Here is an 18,408-nt window from a genome sequence, read left to right as displayed (position 1 = left end):
CCACCGTGCTGTCGGGGGCGGACCCGCGGCCTCGCGTGCTCCGGCGTCAGCGTTCGTTGCGCGCCTTCGGGAACCGGGTCTGGTTGGCGACCCACCCGGCCATCTTCTTCCAGTGCCCCTGCTGCGGTGTGACGATGCTGGTCACTTCGCGATCCCAGTCCGAGACGGTGACATTCGGCAGGGCGTCGACGACCGCGTGCGCCGTCGGCAGGTCGGCGACGACACGGTCGCCGAGAGTGCCGTCATCGGCGACGACGGTGACACGCACCCCCACTACACCGATCGGCTGGATGACCGCCTTGGCGGCGCCGCCGTGCGCGGCGACGAAGGAACGAATGGAGGAGACGACTTCGGTGGGCGCGGGTGCGGCCACAACCTGGGTTTCAGCGCTCATACGTGCAGAATACTGTGGACCTATGCGCGCAATCGAAGTGACACGGTTCGGTGAACCCGACGTCCTCGTTCCCGCCGAACTCCCCGACCCTTCGCCCGGCCCGGGTGAGCTACTGGTCGGTACGGATGCGATCGGCGTCAACTACATCGACACCTACTTCCGGACCGGGGTGTACGCGACGGAACTGCCGTATGTTCCCGGCTCCGAAGGGACCGGTAGGGTCGTGGCCCTCGGCTCCGGAACCAGCGAGTTCCGGGTCGGTGACCGGGTGTGCTGGGCTGCGGCGCCCGGCTCGTACGCCGAACTCGTCGTCGTACCGGAGGCGGTTGCGGTGCCGGTCCCGGACGACGTCCCCGCCGCGCAGGCCGCGTCCGCGCTGTTGCAGGGTATGACCGCGCACTACCTGCTCGAATCGACGTACCCGGCGCAACCCGGCGACACCGTCCTCATGCACGCGGGAGCCGGAGGCGTCGGCCTTATCCTGACCCAGCTCGCGACGGCGAAGGGCGTCCGGGTGATCACCACCGTGTCGACCGACGACAAGGAATCCCTGTCACGCGGGGCCGGTGCCGCCGAGGTCCTCCGCTACGGCGACGATCTCGCCGACCGGGTGAGGGAACTGACGGGCGGCGAGGGTGTTGCCGCCGTGTACGACGGGGTCGGCGCGGCCACGTTCGACGTGTCGCTGGCGTCGCTGCGGGTGCGCGGCACCCTCGCATTGTTCGGTGCGGCGAGCGGCCCGGTTCCCCCGTTCGACCCGCAGCGCCTCAACGCCGCCGGGTCACTGTTCTTGACGCGTCCCACACTCGTGCACCACACCCGCGACCGGGAGGAATTGCTGTGGCGTTCCGGCGATGTGTTCGCTGCGATCACCGCAGGTGATCTCACGATCCGGGTCGCCTCCCGCTACCCGCTCGCCGACGCCGCGCAGGCCCACCGCGACCTCGAGTCCCGCCGGACCACCGGATCGATCGTGCTGGAGCCGTAGGCTCCGGTGTGCCTTTGTGGCCCCGCCAGGGGCCACAAAGGCACACGGGGTCACAGGTACGACGCGACGGTGGGCAGGTCCAACACCGAGTCCACGGCCAAACCGAGGCACACCACGGCAAGATAGTTGTTCGACTGCAGGAACAATTTGAGCGGCTTGACCGACGCACCACCACGGACGCTGTTGTACAGCTGGTGTGCGATGAACACGAACCATGCTCCGGCCAGCACCGTGACCGCCGCATACACGAACCCCGCCGCCGGGACGAGAATCAGCGTCGCGAGCACCGTGGCCCACGTATAGATCAAGATCTGCTTCGTGACGTGCTGTTCGGTGGCGATCACCGGAAGCATCGGCACACCGGCGGCCTTGTAGTCCTCCTTGTAGCGCATCGCCAGCGCCCACGTGTGCGGCGGAGTCCAGAAGAAGATCACCAGGAACAACACCAGCGGCTCCCAGCTCAGGGAACCGGTGACCGCGGCCCAGCCCACCATCACCGGCATACACCCGGCGGCGCCGCCCCACACCACGTTCTGCCAGGTCCGACGCTTGAGGACCATCGTGTAGACCAGCACGTAGAACGCGATCGTCGCCACGACGAGTGCCCCGGCGAGCAGGTTCGTACTCCACCACAGCCACACGAACGACGCGATGCCGAGCACGATGCCGAACACGAAGGCGTTCCGGGTCGGTACCGCCTGCCGCGCCAGCGGACGCAGCGCGGTGCGCTTCATCACCTTGTCGATGTCGGCGTCGACGACACAGTTGAGGGAGTTCGCACTGGCCGCACCCATCCAGCCACCGAACAGGGTGCTCAGGATCAGCGCCAGATCGACGGTGCCACGATCGGCGAACAGCATCGCGGGGATGGTCGCGACCAGCAACAATTCGATGACGCGAGGCTTGGTCAGCGCGATATAGGCGAGCACGGTTCCCGACACTCGACCCCACAGCGTGTCCGGCCGGGGGACGCTGGGCGCTTCCGGGGCACCGAAACCGTGTCCTCCCGGCCGTTGCCCTGCCCGCACACTGTCTCCTTGCACCACGCGAATACACACCTTCGCTCGCCCGCTCACCGTCGCCCGATCACGGACGCGCCACTACTACGGTCGATGGTAGACCGCGGACAGGCCCCAACCGAATCGACCCGTACTCCGCGTAGCGGTGCCGCGGCGATTAGGCTGGGAGGACGCGCGACGCAGTCGCCGTCGCAGGCGTCCCGTACCCCCATGTCAGGAGACTTGAAGCTCGTGTCGATCACCGACGAGATCCGCACCCTCACCGAGGCGGTCCACCCCGCCGACTGGACCGATCTGGATACCAAGGCCGTCGACACTGCTCGGGTGCTCGCCGCGGATGCGGTACAGAAGGTCGGCAACGGGCATCCCGGCACCGCGATGAGCCTGGCGCCGCTCGCCTACACACTGTTCCAGCGGGTGCTGCGCCACGACCCCACCGATCCGCACTGGGTCGGCCGCGACCGGTTCGTCCTGTCCTGCGGCCACTCGAGTTTGACCCTCTACATCCAGCTCTACCTATCCGGGTACGGCCTGGAACTTGCCGACCTCGAGGCGCTGCGCACCTGGGGTTCGCTGACGCCGGGCCACCCCGAGTTCGGGCACACCGCCGGTGTCGAGATGACCACCGGTCCACTCGGCCAGGGTCTCGCCTCCGCGGTGGGCATGGCGATGGCCGCACGTCGTGAGCGCGGACTGTTCGACCCGGAGACCGCCGCCGGGACCAGCCCGTTCGATCACTACGTCTACGTCGTCGCGTCCGACGGTGACATCGAGGAGGGTGTCACCTCCGAGGCGTCGTCGATCGCCGGTGTCCAGGAACTGGGCAATCTGGTCGTCTTCTACGACGACAACAAGATCTCCATCGAGCACGACACCGCGATCGCGCTCGGCGAGGACGTCGCCAAGCGCTACGAGGCGTACGGCTGGCACGTGCAGACCGTCGAGGGCGGCGAGAACGTCAGCGCTATCCTCGACGCCGTCGAGTCCGCGAAGTCCGTCACCGACAAGCCGTCGCTGATTCTGCTGCGCACCGTCATCGGATACCCGGCGCCGACCAAGATGAACACCGGTGACGTGCACGGTTCCGCGCTCGGTGCCGACGAGGTCGCCGCCGTCAAGACGTTCCTCGGATTCGATCCCGAGAAGAGCTTCGACGTGGATGCCGCCGTACTCGAGCACGCGCGCCGGACCGTCGACCGGGGCGCGGCCGCCCGCGCCGATTGGCAGGCCGGATTCGACGCGTGGGCCGAACGTGAGCCGCAACGCAAGGAACTGTTCGACCGGTTGCAGTCCGGCGAATTCCCGGCCGGCTGGACCGATGTGCTGCCGACCTACGAGCCGGCCGAGAAGGGCCCGGCGACCCGCAAGGCGTCCGGCAGCGCACTCGCCGCACTCGGCCCGATCCTGCCGGAACTGTGGGGTGGCTCCGCCGACCTGGCCGGTTCGAACAACACCACCATCCCCGGTTCCGAATCGTTCGGACCCGAAGCCATCTCCACGAAGGACTGGACGGCCACCCCGTACGGCCGCACCCTGCACTTCGGGATCCGTGAACACGCGATGGGCTCGATCCTCAACGGCATCGCTCTGCACGGCCCGACCCGCCCGTACGGTGGCACGTTCCTCGTGTTCTCCGACTACATGCGTCCCGCGGTGCGTCTGGCCGCGCTCATGCAGACCCCCGCGATCTACGTGTGGACGCACGACTCGATCGGTCTCGGCGAGGACGGCCCGACACATCAGCCGATCGAGCACCTCACCGCGCTGCGCGCGATCCCGAACCTCGCGGTGATCCGCCCCGCCGACGGCAACGAGACGTCGTTCGCGTGGCAGGCCGCGCTGGAGAACAAGACCGGTCCGACTGCGCTCGCGCTGACCCGTCAGGACGTGCCGGTGCTCGAGGGCACCCGTGAGAAGGCCGCCGAGGGTGTGACCCGCGGTGGTTACGTCCTCGCCGAGGCGTCGACCGGCACACCCGAGGTGCTGCTGCTCGCCACCGGTTCCGAAGTGCAGCTCGCCGTCGCCGCACGCGAGGTCCTCGAGGCCGAGGGTGTCCCGACCCGTGTCGTGTCGGTACCGGTCCTCGACTGGTTACTCGAGCAGGACCAGGCGTACCGCGACGAGGTGCTGCCCCCGTCGGTGCGGGCCCGCGTATCCGTCGAAGCCGGTCTGGCGATGCCGTGGTACCGGTTGCTCGGCGATGCCGGTGAGGCCGTGTCGCTCGAGCACTTCGGCGCTTCCGCCGACTACAAGACCTTGTACCGCGAGTTCGGCATCACCGCCGAGGCCGTCGTCGATGCGGCCCGACGCTCGCTCACGCGACTGAAGGGATAGACCGTCATGACGCAGGAGACCACCACACAGAACGCAAATCTGGCAGCACTGTCCGCCGCCGGCGTGTCGGTGTGGCTCGACGACCTGTCCCGCGACCGCATCGAGTCCGGCAACCTCGCCGAACTCGTTGCGACCCGCTCGGTTGTCGGTGTCACCACGAACCCGTCGATCTTCCAGGCGGCACTGTCGAAGGGCCACGCGTACGACGCGCAGGTCACCGAACTGGCTGCGGCCGGCGCCGACGTCGACACCACGATCCGCACCGTCACCACCGACGACGTGCGCGCCGCGTGCGACGTGCTCGCGCCGGTGTTCGACGCGACCGGCGGCGTCGACGGCCAGGTCTCGATCGAGGTCGATCCGCGGCTCGCGCACGAGACGGACGCCACGGTCGCGCAGGCGATCGAGCTGTGGAAGATCGTCGACCGCCCGAATCTGTTCATCAAGATTCCCGCGACGCTCGCCGGCCTGCCCGCGATCGCCCGGGTGATCGGCGAGGGCATCAGTGTGAACGTGACGCTGATCTTCTCGGTGGACCGGTACGAGCGGGTCATCGAGTCCTATCTCGACGGTCTGACCGCGGCGAAGGCCGCCGGGCACGACCTGTCGACGATCCATTCGGTGGCATCGTTCTTCGTCTCGCGGGTCGACACCGAGATCGATGCCCGCCTCGAGGAGATCGGCTCGGGCGAGGCATTGGCACTGCGCGGCAAGGCGGGCGTCGCCAACGCGCGGCTGGCGTACGCGGCGTACCGGAAGGCCTTCGAATCCGGTGCGCGTTTCGAGCAGCTCGCCGAGGCCGGCGCCCTGGCGCAGCGCGCACTGTGGGCGTCGACGGGTGTGAAGAACCCGGAGTACTCGGACACGCTGTACGTGACCGAGCTGGTGGCACCGAACACCGTCAACACCATGCCGGAGAAGACCCTGGAGGCCGTCGCCGACCACGGTGAGGTCACCGGTGACACCGTCACCGCCGCCGCTGCCGCCGCCGAGCACGTCTTCTCCGCGTTGAAGGCGGCCGGGATCGACCTGAAGGACGTATTCCGCAAGCTCGAGGACGAGGGCGTCGAGAAGTTCGAGGTGTCCTGGAACGAGCTGATCGCGGCCACCGCCGAGCAACTGTCAGCCCACACGGCCGACGCGGAGCGCTGACCGTGCGCGAGCCCGCGGCGGCAGGGTGGGTCAATCCGCTCAGCGACGAGAGGGATAGGCGGCTCCCGCGTATCGCCGGGCCGTGCGCACTGGTGATCTTCGGGGTCACCGGCGACCTGGCCCGGCGCAAGCTGATGCCTGCGGTCTACGACCTCGCCAATCGTGGCCTGCTGCCGCCCGGGTTCGCACTCGTCGGCTTCGCCCGCCGGGACTGGGCAGACGAGGATTTCGGCCGGATCGTGCACGACGCGGTCCGCGCGAACTCCCGCACCCCGTTTCGCGAGGAGGTGTGGCAGCGGCTCGCGGAGGGAATCCGGTTCGTACAGGGCAGTTTCGACGACGACGATGCGTTCGCCGAACTCACCAGGACACTGGGCGAACTCGACAAGATCCGCGGCACCGGCGGCAATCATGCGTTCTACCTGTCGATCCCGCCGGATTCCTTCCCCGTGGTGTGTTCTCAGCTGTCGCGTTCGGGTCTGGCCGGACCGGAAGACGGGCGATGGAGCCGCGTCGTGATCGAGAAACCGTTCGGCCACGACCTGAGCAGCGCTCGCTCACTCAATGCGGTTGTCGGCGAAGTATTTCCCGAGGATGCGGTCTTCCGCATCGACCACTACCTCGGAAAAGAAACAGTCCAGAACATCCTGGCGATGCGTTTCGCGAACCAGTTGTTCGACCCACTGTGGAACGCTCATTACGTCGACCACGTCCAAATCACGATGGCCGAGGACATCGGCCTCGGCGGACGCGCCGGCTATTACGACGGTATCGGCGCCGCACGCGACGTCATCCAGAACCACCTGCTGCAACTGCTCGCGTTCATCGCAATGGAAGAACCGATCAGCTTCGACCCCGCCGAGCTGCGCGCGGAGAAGATCAAAGTGCTCTCGGCGACGAGGCTCGCCGAACCACTCGACGAGACCACCGCGCGCGGCCAGTACGTCGGCGGCTGGCAGAACGGCGGCCAGGTCGTCGGGTTGCACGAGGAACAGGGTTTCGCACCCGATTCGACGACCGAGACGTTCGCGGCGATCACCTGCGAGATCGACACCAGACGGTGGGCGGGTGTGCCGTTCTATCTGCGTACCGGGAAGCGGCTGGGCCGCCGGGTCACCGAGATCGCGATCGTGTTCAAACGGGCCCCGCACCTGCCGTTCGACGACACGATGACCACCGAACTCGGCCAGAATGCGCTGGTGATCCGGGTCCAACCGGACGAGGGGGTCACCCTGCGGTTCGGTTCGAAGGTGCCCGGGTCCTCGATGGAAGTCCGGGACGTGAACATGGACTTCAGTTACGGCCAAGCGTTCACCGAATCGTCCCCGGAGGCGTACGAACGGCTCATCCTCGATGTCCTGCTCGGCGAACCATCGCTGTTCCCCGTCGACGACGAGGTCGAATTGTCCTGGAAGATCCTCGATCCGGTGCTCGAACACTGGGCCGCGAACGGTGTCCCGGAGCCGTACGAAGCGGGCACGTGGGGTCCGCCGTCCGCAGATGAGATGCTGCGCCGCACCGGGCGTGACTGGAGGCGGCCGTGAGGGTCCAACTACGCAACGCGACCGCAATCGACATCGGCAAGAAGCTCGTCGAACTGCGTCGCAACGGCGGTGTCGTCACACAGGGCCGCGTCCTCACGCTCGTGGTGTGCACCGACAGCGGTCGCGGTCTCGAGCCGGCGATCACGGCGGCGACTGCCGCGGCACGTGAACATCCGTGCCGTGTGATCGTGGTCGGTCGGGGCAGCGACGGCCGCGAACCACGGATGGACGCCGAAATTCGCCTCGGTGGCGAGGCCGGTGCGTCCGAGGTGCTGATTCTGGCGCTGCACGGACCGCTCGCGAACCACCCGCAGTCGGTGATCGTTCCGTTCCTGCTGCCCGACACTCCCATCGTCGTGTGGTGGCCGACCTCACCTCCCGAGGTTCCGGCGAAGGACCCGGTCGGTCGGCTGGCGGTGCGTCGGTTGACGGATGCGACCAACGACACGGATCCGATGGTGTCGATCGCGGCCCGCCGGACCGGATACACCCCAGGCGACACCGATCTGGCGTGGGGACGCATCACCTACTGGCGGGCATTGCTGGTTACCGCGCTCGATCAGACCCCGCACGAGAAGGTCGAGTCGGCGAGTGTGTCCGGCTTGGCGAACGAACCCGCGCTGGACCTGCTGGCCGGGTGGCTGGCGAGCCGCATCGACGGACCGGTGCAACGGTCTGTCGGCGAACTGCAGGTCGTGTTGCGCACCCGGTCACAGACGATCGAACTCGTACGCCCACAGGACGGCCGCGTCGCGACGCTGCGGCGCACCGGGAAGCCCGATTCGCTGATCACCCTCGCGCGCCGGGACTCGTGGGAGTGCCTGGCCGAGGAATTGCGGCGACTCGACCCCGACGAGATCTACCATTCGGCACTCAACGGCATCACGAAGGTGAAGTATGTCTGACGACGCGGTCCGCGTGGAACGTTTCGACTCGACCGACGACCTGGTCGCCGCGGCCGCGGCCGCGTTCGTCGACGCGATTGTCGCCGCGCAGCGTGAACGGGTGAGCGCGTCGGTGGTACTGACCGGTGGCGGTACCGGAATCGCGCTGCTCGAGCAGGTGCGCCGCGCCCAGGGCGGCATCGACTGGTCCGCGGTCGACGTGTACTTCGGTGACGAACGATTCCTGCCCCCCGGCGACCCGGATCGCAACGAGGTGCAGGCCCGGGCAGCGCTGCTCGATCGGGTGCCGATCGACCCCGCGCGCATCCATGTGATGCCTGCTCTCGGCGACCCCGGTGGCGTCTCCCCCATCACGTCCGCCGAGGCATACGCGCAAGTCCTGGCGGCACACTCCCCTGACGGCACGGTGCCCACCTTCGATGTGCACCTGCTCGGGATGGGCGGGGAAGGCCACATCAATTCGCTGTTCCCGGACACCGCCGCAGTGCGCGAGTCCGAGAAGTTCGTTGTCGGAGTGGATGATTCACCGAAACCACCGCCCGCTCGGGTCACCTTGACATTGCCCGCGGTCTGCCGGTCCCGGCAGGTGTGGTTCCTCGTGAGCGGCTCAGCCAAGGCCGGCGCGGTCGCCGCAGCGGTGGCCGGCGCCGATCCCGTCGACATTCCGGCGGCCGGCGCGCACGGCCTCGAGCAGACGGTGTGGTTCGTCGATACCGAAGCCGCGGGCGACCTTCCGGGCGCCTGAGTTCGCCGAGCGGTCAACGCTCGGTTCCGTCGCCACGGGTGTCGTCGGGGCGGACGTCACTACCCGCTGTCATGTCGCCACCCGCTGTCGTGTCGTCGGACACCCCGTTGCACCCGAGTCGCGCCGAACTCCGTGGTCCCGACTGCGCACGCAGCGAACCTCGTCGCGGTCGTGTGCTGCCGCAGCGCCTCGTGTGTGGTCCCATGATCGTGGCTCCTCCCGATCGGTGACGACTTCTCGTCCCTACCTCTTTCGACGCGGCAGGGGCACCGTCGGTTCCATCGGATCGCCGGATTGCGGTGTACCGCTGGGCGGGACGATACGAGCAGTCCTCGTCCCGATGGCCGACGATGGCAGGGCGGTGCGACGACAGGGCGGTGCGACGAAAGGGTGCGGTGGCGTGAAGGTCGGTGTGGTGATGCCGGTCGAGTTGGGCATGGCAAGCGATCCGGACGCGGTGCTCACCTTCGCGCGGGCCGCGGAGTCGCTGGGCTTCGACGAGATTTCCGCGGTCGAACATGCGGTGGTCATCGCGAACACCGCCAGTGAATATCCCTACTCGCCCACCGGAAAGTCGCATCTGCCCGACGACTGCCCCCTGCCGGACCCACTCGAACTGCTCTCGTTCGTCGCCGGGGCGACCGACCGACTGGGCTTGGCCACCGGAGTTCTGGTCGCGCCCAATCACAATCCGGTGGTGCTCGCCAAGCGACTCGCCACCCTGGATCGACTGTCCCGCGGGCGGACCCGCATCTGCCTCGGTGTCGGCTGGATGCGCGAGGAGATCGAGGCGTGTGGCGGTGATTTCCGCAGGCGCGGAAAGGCCACGGACGAGGCGATCGCGGTGATGCGGACACTGTGGGCGGGCGGTTCGGACGGCGTCGACTTCACCGGCGAATTCCACGACTTCACCGGCGCCGTATCGTTACCGAAGCCGTTCCGGGACAATACGGTTCCGCTGTATATCGGCGGACACAGCGCGGCTGCGGGCCGGCGGGCAGGCCGGATCGGCGACGGCTTCCAACCGCTCGGTCTCGGCGGCGACGACCTCACCGGAGCGATCGCGGTGATGCGGGCCGCGGCTACCGATACCGGTCGCGATCCTGCCGATGTCGCCGTGGTGCTCGGCGCGACGTTGCCGCGGACGGACGAAGCGAAGGTCGAGTGGGCTCGTTCGCTCGGATCCGATCGTCTCCTGGTGTCGGCGTCGCGGCACGCGACCACCCTGGGCGCCGTGCTCGACGAAATGGCGGCGTGTTCACAACGACTGTCCCTGGCCTGACCTCCCCGCTGGTCCAGCGGTGCAATGCTCGATCTGCAGACCGGCTTACGCACCCGGCACGGTGATCGCACGATCGTCGACGAAGTCGACGGCCAGCACCCGGCGCGCAATCGACCAGCGACCGTCCACCCGGCGGTAGGTATCGTGATAGCGGATTGCAATCGCATTGTCGCGCATTCCGTTTCGTCCCCGATACAGGTGGTGCGCCGTGCAATACACGTGCCCGGTCGCGGTGTCCCCATCGTTGTCGATCACCTGCTGATACACGTCGTGGCGGGTGCGGTGCAGATGCGCCGTACTGTCCAGCACGACCGCGGCGATCGCGTCGGAACCGACGGTGACGATCTCGCCGGCGCCCCGGGTGATCGCGGGCGGCTGCACGAACTCGGCATCGGCGGTGAACAGTGCCGCGAGTGCGACGGCATCGCGCTCATCCACCGCGAGCGCATATCGGCCGGCCAGATCCGACGGGACAGTCATGGGGTCGATTATGCGGGCGTCGCGGTGCCCGGCGTAGTCGATACCCGCTGAACGGAACTCAGGCGTGGGAGAATGTCGGTGTTCGGTGCACCGACCGGCAAGAGGAGCAGTCCGATGAGCACTCCGACCACCGCGCTCGGCGAGGTCCGCCCCGAACACGACGCTCCGGCCGACACGGACCTGGTCACCCTGCACTACCAGCGCAGTTTCCCACTGCCGATCGGCTCGGTCTGGGCGGCGGTGGCAGAGCCCGACATGCTGGCCGGCTGGTACGGACGGTGGGCCGGGGACCCGTCGTCCGGTCGGGTGCGGTTGACGATGACCGACGAACACGACTGCGCGACCACGGACGTCGAGATCGTGGAGTGCGCGGGTCCGCAGTTGCTCGTCGTCGATGTCGACGGATGGCGGCTCGAGCTGCGGCTGCGGCAGGTCGGGCGGGTCACCACGCTCGAGTTCGCCCATCGGCATGTCCCTCACTCCGAGGCCGCCGACGTCGGCCCCGGTTGGCAGTACTACCTGGACCGGCTCGACGCGCTGCTCCTCGGCCGGCACGAACCGCAGTGGGCGGACTATCCGACACTCGGCGAGTCGTATCGCTGATGCCGGGCGATAGCCGGCGATCACCGGCCCCCGTGACATCTAACCGCTGTTGCGCAGCGCGGTGGCCAGGCCGTTCATCGTGAGTTGAATGCCGCGCCGCACCTCGTCGGTGTCCTCTCCCGCACGCAGTCGCCGCAGCAACTCCACCTGCAGATGGTTGAGTGGTTCGAGGTACGGAAAACGGTTGTGCACCGACCGTGCCAACGCCGGATTGTCCGCCATGAGATCCGGCTGCCCGGTGATCGCCAGATAGGTGCGGACCGTGCGGGCGTGTTCGTCGACGATCTTACCGAAGACGCGGTCGCGCAAATCCGCGTCGGGAACGAGTTCGGCGTAGCCGGCCGCCAGCCCGAGGTCGGACTTCGCGAGCACCATCGCCATGTTCGACAGCACGGTGCGGAAGAACGGCCACCGCTCGTACAGGTCGGTGAGCGCGGCGAGTCGAGTGCTGTCGTCACCGATCCACGTTTCGAACGCGGTCCCGGTGCCGTACCAGCCGGGAAGCATCACGCGGGATTGGGTCCAGGCCAACACCCACGGAATCGCCCGCAGATCGGCAATCGAGGATGTCGGCTTGCGTGAGGTGGGACGGCTGCCGATGTTGAGTTGGCCGATCTCGCCGACGGGCGTGGCCGTGCGGAAGTACTCGACGAATCCGGGGGTGTCGTGCACGAGTTCGCTGTACGAGGTGCGTGCCCGGGCCGCCAGGTCGTCGAGGATCGCATATGCGGTGGGTGCGTCGGCGCCGAGCCCTTCGACATCGAGCAAGGTGGACTCGAGCGTCGCGGCGACGAGGCTCTCGAGGTTGCGGCGCGCCGAGCGTGGTTCGGCGTATTTCGCGGCGATCACCTCACCCTGCTCGGTCAGCCGCAGCGACCCGGTGACCGCGCCGGGAGGCTGCGCGAGAATCGCGTCGTAGCTGGGTCCGCCACCGCGGCCGACGGTGCCGCCGCGCCCGTGGAACAGCCGCAGCCGGACGCCGTGCTCGCGCGCACACTCGACGAGATCGAGTTCCGCACGGTACAACGCCCAGTTCGCCGCGAGGTAGCCGCCGTCCTTGTTCGAATCCGAGTAGCCGAGCATCACCTCCTGCACGGACCCGGCGGAGTCGACCAGACTGCGGAATTCCGGGATCGACAGGGCCGCAAAGAGAATCGCGGCACCGTCCTGCAGATCCTCGATGGTTTCGAACAGGGGGATCACCGCGACCGAGCAGCGGGGTCCGGTGCCGGTGTGCTCGACGAGCCCGACCTCCTTCAGCAACACCGCTGCTTCGAGCAGGTCGCTGACCGAACCACACATGCTGATGATGTAGTGCGGTACGGCGTGGGCGCCGAGCAGTGCGATCGCGTCGGCCGCGGCGCGCAGCACCCCGAGTTCGGCGCTGGTGAGTTCCCCGAGGTGCGCGCCGGGCCCGCTGAGCGGGCGACGGGTCGCGAGTTCGCGGGTCAGCAGCGTCACCTTGTCGTCTTCGGCCAGAGCCTCGTAGTCGTCGGTGACCCCCGCCCAGGCGAGCAGTTCGGCGATCACCCGGCCGTGGATCTCGGAGTTCTGCCGCAGATCGAGCGCGCTGAGATGGAACCCGAATACCTCGACGGCACTGCGCACGCGGGCCAGGCGGTCGTCGGCGAGAACGTCGTCGCCGGCCGCGCGCAGCGAGGCGTCGAGGACGTCGAGGTCGGTGAGCAGATCGGCGGGGCCCGGGTAGGGCGCGCGGTCGGGGACACCGAAATCCGGCGGGTCGTCGAGCAGGCGTCGGGCGGTCGCGGCGAGCCGACCGCGCATACCGCGGATCGCGCGCCGATACGGTTCGTCGGCGCGTGAGGGCGCATCGTCGGCGGCGGCGTCGACGAGCGCGGTCAGTTCGACCGTGACCGGGACGAGTCGCTCGGACATCGACAGTTCCTGCTCGAGTTCGGCCAGTTCGGTGCGGTAGTGGCCGAACACCGTGTTCGCGGCCCGGTCGGTGGCGCGGTGGACGACGTCGGCGGTGACGTTCGGGTTGCCGTCGCGGTCGCCGCCGATCCACGATCCGGTGCGCACCATCGGTCCGGTGAGCAGGCCGGTACCCGGCCACCGGGACCGCAGTTCGCGACGCACCTCGACGTCGAGTGCGGGGACCACCTCGAACAGGGACGCTTCGTAGTAGCGCAGACCGGTGTCGATCTCGTCCTGGATCCGCAGTCGGGACAACCGGATCAGCGCGGTCTGCCACAGGGTGAGGATCTGCTGCCACAACTGTCGGTCGATCGCGGCGATCTCGGTGGCGTCGTCGGCGCGACCGCGGCGCCGCATCAGGTCGGTGATCCGGGACTGCACCACGAACACGGTGCGCCGCCGGGTTTCGGTGGGGTGTGCGGTGATGACCGGGGAGACCAGGGCGTGCTCGAGAGCTACCGCGACCGACTCCGGGTCGAGGTCGGCGGCGTCGAGCTTGGCGTAGGTGGCGGCCAGCGAACTGTCCTGCGGCGGTTCCCCGGCGCCGATGTGCAGGGCGCGGCGCCGCTCGCGGTGCAGATCCTCGGCAAGGTTCGCGAGCAGAGCGAAGTGACTGAATGCGCGGATGACCGGGATCGTATCGGCGGTGGCGACCTGCGCGAACATCGCGGCGAGATCGACGCGGTCCAGTTCGGATCGACGCACCCGGAAGCTTTCGATCCGCGCCTTCTCGACGAGGGCGTAGGCGGCTTCCCCGGCGTGTCTGCGCACGATCTGCCCGAGGATGCTGCCGAGCAGGCGAATGTCGTCGCGGAGTGGTTCGGTGGCGGCGGTTCCGGTCGGCACGCTCATTCGGTCAGTATCGGCGCAGTGCGCCGGTTACGCGACCGGAAGCAGCTCAGCTGAACTTGATCTGCAATCCGATGCCGAGGATGGCGATCAGCCAGATGATGCCGGTGAAGACGGTGAGACGGTCGAGGTTCTTCTCCGCGACCGACGATCCGGACAGGCTGGACTGGACCCCGCCGCCGAAAAGGCTGGACAGACCGCCGCCCTTGCCGCGGTGCAGCAGCACCAGCAGGATCAGCAGGAGGCTGGTGACAATCAGCAGAATGTCCAGGAACAGTTCCATGCGGCGTTCGGTGTCCTTCGATGGTCGGTGACGTCGGCCGTCAGCTTACCCGGTGATCCGACGGCCCCTGACCGGGAGGCACCGCCGCACGGCCGCTGCGCCGGATCCGCACGCCGATAGGACAACCGCTCACGGTCGCCGGCAGCGCGCCGCTGTCCTCCTCGTGTACAGATTGTCTGTGCGACACCACCCGTGTTCTCAGGCAAGAAACCGTGGGGCGCGGGATCGGTACCGATCCTGCGCCCCACGGGTGGAACTGTCGTTCACGCCGGCCGCTACAGCAGCGGACCGCCCGCGGCGATCGCCGAGAGCTGCGCGAACTCGTCGGCCTTGAGCGAGGCTCCACCGACCAGGCCGCCGTCGACATCGGTCTGCGCGATGAGCTCGCCGACGTTCTTGGCGTTCACCGAGCCGCCGTAGAGGACGCGAACGGACGCGGCGACCTCGGGCGAGGCGAGCTCGCCGAGCGTGGCGCGCACCGCGGCGCATACTTCCTGGGCGTCGGCAGCCGAGGCGACCTTGCCGGTGCCGATGGCCCACACCGGCTCGTACGCGATCACGGTCTTCGCGATCTCGTCGGCGGTCAGGCCCGCCAGCGAGCCCTTCAACTGCTCGACGTTGTACTCGACGTGATTGCCCGCCTCGCGGATGCCGAGACCTTCGCCGATGCACACGATCGGGGTCAGGCCATGCTTCAGCGCGGCCTTGGCCTTGTCGCGCACGGTCTCGTCGGTCTCGCCATGCAGCGTGCGCCGCTCGGAATGGCCGACGACGACGAACGTGCACCCCAGCTTGGCGAGCATGCCGCCGGAGATCTCGCCGGTGTAGGCGCCGGAATCGTGGGCCGACACATCCTGCGCACCGTAGGTGAGCTTGATCTTGTCGCCCTCGATCAGGGTCTGCACCGAGCGGATGTCGGTGAACGGCGGGATCACCGTCACGTCGACCTTGTCGAGGTACTTCTCCGGGAGCGTGAACGCGATCTTCTGCACCAGGGCGATGGCCTCGAGATGGTTGAGGTTCATCTTCCAGTTGCCCGCGATGAGCGGTTTACGGGTCATCTCTCATCCCTCCAGAACCGCGATGCCGGGGAGTTCCTTGCCCTCGAGGTACTCGAGGGATGCGCCGCCTCCGGTCGAGATGTGCGAGAAGCCGTCCTCGGGCAGGCCCAGCAGGCGCACGGCCGCGGCCGAGTCGCCGCCGCCGACGACGCTGAACGCGCCCTTGCCGGTGGCCTCGATGATCGCCTCGGCGACACCCTTGGTGCCGTCCGCGAACTTCGCGAACTCGAACACACCCATCGGCCCGTTCCAGAACACGGTCTTCGCAGCCGAAAGCAGCGACGAGAAGCGCGACACGGAGTCGGGGCCGATGTCCAAACCCATCCAGCCGTCCGGGATCTCGGTGGCCGGAACCACCTTCGATTCCGCGTCGGCGGAGAAGCTGTCCGCGACCACGATGTCCTGCGGGATGTGCAGCACGTCGGCGTATTGCTCGAGCAGCGCCGTGCACGTGTCGATCATCGACTCTTCGAGCAGCGAGTTGCCCACCGAGAAGCCTTGCGCGGCAAGGAAGGTGAAGCACATACCGCCACCGATGACGAGGGTGTCGACCTTCGGTGCGAGCGCCTCGATCACGGCCAGCTTGTCCGAGACCTTCGAGCCACCGAGCACGACCGCGTACGGCCGCTCGGAATCGGCGGTGAGGCGAGCCAGCACGTCGACCTCGGCCGCGACGAGCGTGCCCGCGTAGTGCGGAAGCATCGACGCCACGTCGTACACCGACGCCTGCTTGCGGTGCACCACACCGAAACCGTCGGAGACGAACGCGCCGTCGTCGCCGACGAGTTCGACCAGGTCACGAGCCAGCGCGAGCCGCTCCGCGTCGTCCTTGCTGGTTTCGCGCGGATCGAAGCGGACGTTCTCGAGGAGGAGAATGTCGCCGTCGGTCAGGCCCTCGGAACGGGCCAGGGCGTCCTGCCCCACCACGTCACCGGCGAGCTGAACATTGCGGCCGAGCACCTCACCGAGCTTCACCGCGACAGGCGCGAGCGAGAACGCCGGGTCCGGCTCACCCTTGGGGCGGCCGAGATGCGCGGTCACGACAACCTTGGCACCGGCATCGGCGAGTGCCTTGATCGTCGGGGCGGACGCCACGATCCGACCGGGGTCGGTGATCGTCGCGCCGTCCAGCGGGACGTTGAGGTCGGAGCGCACCAGCACACCGCGCCCCTCGACGCCGGCGTCGAGCAGATCCTTCAGGGTCTGAACTGCCACTGTTCGGGTGTCCTCTTCGATCGGAGTCAGAGGGACTTGGCGACGAGACCGATGAGGTCTGCCAGGCGGTTGGAGTAGCCCCACTCGTTGTCGTACCAGGACACGACCTTGACCTGATCGTCGATGACCTTGGTCAACGGCGCGTCGAAGATCGACGAGTGCGGGTCGGTGACGATGTCCGAGGAGACGATCGGGTCGGTGTTGTACTTCAGGATGCCCTTGAGCGGACCCTCGGCAGCAGCCTTCATCGCGGCGTTGATCTCGTCGACGGACGCGGACTTGCGCAAGTTCGCGGTGAGGTCGGTGACCGAGCCCGTCGGGATCGGCACGCGCAGCGCGTAACCGTCGAGCTTGCCGAGGAGCTGCGGGAGCACGAGGCCGATGGCCTTCGCCGCACCGGTGCCGGTCGGGACGACGTTGAGGGCGGCCGCACGGGCGCGACGCAGATCCTTGTGCGGCGCGTCCTGCAGGTTCTGATCCTGCGTGTACGCGTGGACCGTGGTCATCAGGCCCTTCACGATACCGAACTCGTCATCGAGGACCTTGGCGATCGGGCCGAGGCAGTTCGTGGTGCACGACGCGTTCGAGATGATGTTCTGCGAGCCGTCGTACTTGTCGTCGTTGACGCCCATGACGATGGTGATGTCCTCGTCGGTGGCGGGCGCCGAGATGATGACCTTCTTGGCGCCGGCGTCGAGATGCCCCTTGGCCTTGGCAGCGTTGGTGAAGATGCCGGTGGACTCGACGACCACGTCCACACCGAGGTCGCCCCAGGGCAGAGCCGCCGGGCCTTCCTTGATTTCGAGGGCGGTGATCTTCTGGTCGCCGACGTAGATGTAGTCACCTTCGGCACGGACGTCCTTGTCGAGACGACCCAGGATCGAGTCGTACTTCAGGAGCGTCGCGAGGGTGTCGTTGTCGGTGAGGTCGTTGACTGCGACGATCTCGATATCGGTTGTGCCGAGTGCCTTCTGGGCCTCGACCGCACGGAAGAAGTTACGTCCGATGCGACCGAAGCCGTTCACGCCTACGCGGACAGTCACAGTGAAGCTCCTTTGCCCAAATCTTGATGGTGGTGCAGCTGGTGTCCCATACCCTAGTGCGCGCAGCCACCGAGGTGGGATTCGCCCTGCGCGGGCACGGGACCCTCAGTCAGCCTGCCGCGCTAATCCTCGTCCAGCAACTCGATCGTCACCGCCGACTCGGTATCGGGAATGCCCAGTTCCTTGGCACGCCGATCCGCCATCGACAGCAGCCGCCGGATGCGGCCGGCGACCGCATCCTTCGTCATCGGCGGATCGGCGAGCTGTCCGAGTTCCTCGAGGGACGCCTGCCGATGCTGGACCCGCAGCGACCCGGCCGCCGCAAGGTGGTCGGGCACGTCGGCGCCGAGAATCGTCAGTGCTCGTTCCACGCGCGCTGCGGCCGCGACCGCGGCGCGCGCCGAGCGCCGCAGGTTCGCGTCGTCGAAGTTCGCAAGGCGATTCGCGGTGGCCCGCACCTCGCGGCGCATGCGTCGTTCTTCCCACGTCAGCCGCGTGTCCTGCGCGCCCATGTGGGTGAGCAACGCGCCGATGGCCTCGCCGTCACGGACCACGACGCGGTCGGCGCCGCGC

General features: G+C 67.9%; 17 protein-coding genes. 8 read left to right on the top strand and 9 right to left on the bottom strand.

Translation table 11 applies throughout. The annotated features are described in order from the left end of the window. Positions 1-46: 46 nt before the first annotated feature. Positions 47-394 (bottom strand): hypothetical protein, encoded by a 348-nt coding sequence (locus tag WAX14_RS20915; RefSeq protein WP_422629967.1) that lies wholly within the window; start codon positions 392-394, stop codon positions 47-49. A 22-nt stretch (positions 395-416) separates the two neighbouring features. On the opposite strand from WAX14_RS20915, the gene WAX14_RS20910 reads away from it, so the two are divergent. Continuing rightward, positions 417-1,382 (top strand): quinone oxidoreductase family protein, encoded by a 966-nt coding sequence (locus tag WAX14_RS20910; protein ID WP_422629966.1) that lies wholly within the window; start codon positions 417-419, stop codon positions 1,380-1,382. Positions 1,383-1,432: 50 nt separating this feature from the next. Here WAX14_RS20910 and WAX14_RS20905 read toward each other — a convergent pair whose 3' ends face one another. Next, positions 1,433-2,410, bottom strand: a complete 978-nt coding sequence (locus WAX14_RS20905; RefSeq protein ID WP_422629965.1) for a heme o synthase — start codon at positions 2,408-2,410, stop codon at positions 1,433-1,435. 222 nt (positions 2,411-2,632) lie between these two features. Here WAX14_RS20905 and tkt point away from each other — a divergent pair, with 222 nt between their 5' ends. The 6 genes from tkt to WAX14_RS20875 all read left to right on the top strand — a co-directional run bounded on the left by tkt (position 2,633) and on the right by WAX14_RS20875 (position 10,363). Continuing rightward, on the top strand, positions 2,633-4,735 hold the full coding sequence (gene tkt / locus WAX14_RS20900; RefSeq protein ID WP_422629968.1) for a transketolase: 2,103 nt from the start codon (positions 2,633-2,635) through the stop codon (positions 4,733-4,735). 6 nt (positions 4,736-4,741) lie between these two features. After that, positions 4,742-5,887: a transaldolase gene (gene tal, locus WAX14_RS20895; protein ID WP_422629964.1), complete on the top strand. Its 1,146-nt coding sequence runs from the start codon at positions 4,742-4,744 to the stop codon at positions 5,885-5,887. Positions 5,888-5,889: 2 nt separating this feature from the next. Further along, positions 5,890-7,431, top strand: a complete 1,542-nt coding sequence (gene zwf, locus WAX14_RS20890) for a glucose-6-phosphate dehydrogenase (protein WP_422629963.1) — start codon at positions 5,890-5,892, stop codon at positions 7,429-7,431. Next, positions 7,428-8,336: a glucose-6-phosphate dehydrogenase assembly protein OpcA gene (gene opcA, locus WAX14_RS20885; RefSeq protein ID WP_422629962.1), complete on the top strand. Its 909-nt coding sequence runs from the start codon at positions 7,428-7,430 to the stop codon at positions 8,334-8,336. The genes zwf and opcA overlap by 4 nt, the downstream gene beginning before the upstream one ends. After that, positions 8,329-9,081 carry a 6-phosphogluconolactonase gene (gene pgl / locus WAX14_RS20880; RefSeq protein ID WP_422629961.1) on the top strand — a complete coding sequence of 251 codons (753 nt, stop codon included), beginning with the start codon at positions 8,329-8,331 and terminating at the stop codon, positions 9,079-9,081. Before opcA ends, pgl begins: the two co-directional genes overlap by 8 nt. Positions 9,082-9,481: 400 nt before the next feature. Further along, entirely contained in the window at positions 9,482-10,363 is an 882-nt protein-coding gene (locus WAX14_RS20875; protein WP_422629959.1) for an LLM class F420-dependent oxidoreductase, read from the top strand. A gap of 45 nt (positions 10,364-10,408) precedes the next feature. Here the strand turns inward: WAX14_RS20875 and WAX14_RS20870 are convergent, their stop codons facing one another. Beyond that, positions 10,409-10,843: a nuclear transport factor 2 family protein gene (locus WAX14_RS20870; protein ID WP_422629958.1), complete on the bottom strand. Its 435-nt coding sequence runs from the start codon at positions 10,841-10,843 to the stop codon at positions 10,409-10,411. A gap of 114 nt (positions 10,844-10,957) precedes the next feature. On the opposite strand from WAX14_RS20870, the gene WAX14_RS20865 reads away from it, so the two are divergent. Next, positions 10,958-11,446, top strand: a complete 489-nt coding sequence (locus tag WAX14_RS20865; RefSeq protein ID WP_422629957.1) for an SRPBCC domain-containing protein — start codon at positions 10,958-10,960, stop codon at positions 11,444-11,446. A 39-nt stretch (positions 11,447-11,485) separates the two neighbouring features. Here WAX14_RS20865 and ppc read toward each other — a convergent pair whose 3' ends face one another. From ppc to whiA, 6 genes are all read right to left on the bottom strand, one after another. After that, complete coding sequence (ppc, locus tag WAX14_RS20860) at positions 11,486-14,236, bottom strand: phosphoenolpyruvate carboxylase (RefSeq protein WP_422629956.1); 2,751 nt, start codon at positions 14,234-14,236, stop codon at positions 11,486-11,488. Between the two features lie 46 nt (positions 14,237-14,282). After that, entirely contained in the window at positions 14,283-14,516 is a 234-nt protein-coding gene (gene secG, locus WAX14_RS20855) for a preprotein translocase subunit SecG (protein WP_422629955.1), read from the bottom strand. 275 nt (positions 14,517-14,791) lie between these two features. Next, a complete protein-coding gene (gene tpiA / locus WAX14_RS20850) occupies positions 14,792-15,577 on the bottom strand; it encodes a triose-phosphate isomerase (protein WP_422629954.1) in 786 nt (261 codons plus the stop codon). 3 nt (positions 15,578-15,580) lie between these two features. Beyond that, on the bottom strand, positions 15,581-16,792 hold the full coding sequence (locus tag WAX14_RS20845; protein ID WP_422629953.1) for a phosphoglycerate kinase: 1,212 nt from the start codon (positions 16,790-16,792) through the stop codon (positions 15,581-15,583). A gap of 26 nt (positions 16,793-16,818) precedes the next feature. Next, complete coding sequence (gap, locus tag WAX14_RS20840; protein WP_422629952.1) at positions 16,819-17,835, bottom strand: type I glyceraldehyde-3-phosphate dehydrogenase; 1,017 nt, start codon at positions 17,833-17,835, stop codon at positions 16,819-16,821. 122 nt (positions 17,836-17,957) lie between these two features. Then, on the bottom strand, positions 17,958-18,408 hold a 451-nt coding region (whiA, locus tag WAX14_RS20835; protein ID WP_422629951.1), incomplete at its 5' end, for a DNA-binding protein WhiA.

The organism is Rhodococcus sp. (in: high G+C Gram-positive bacteria), assembly GCF_049299235.1.
Taxonomy (GTDB): domain Bacteria; phylum Actinomycetota; class Actinomycetes; order Mycobacteriales; family Mycobacteriaceae; genus Rhodococcus.
This window is presented reverse-complemented; position numbering and strand designations above follow the sequence as displayed.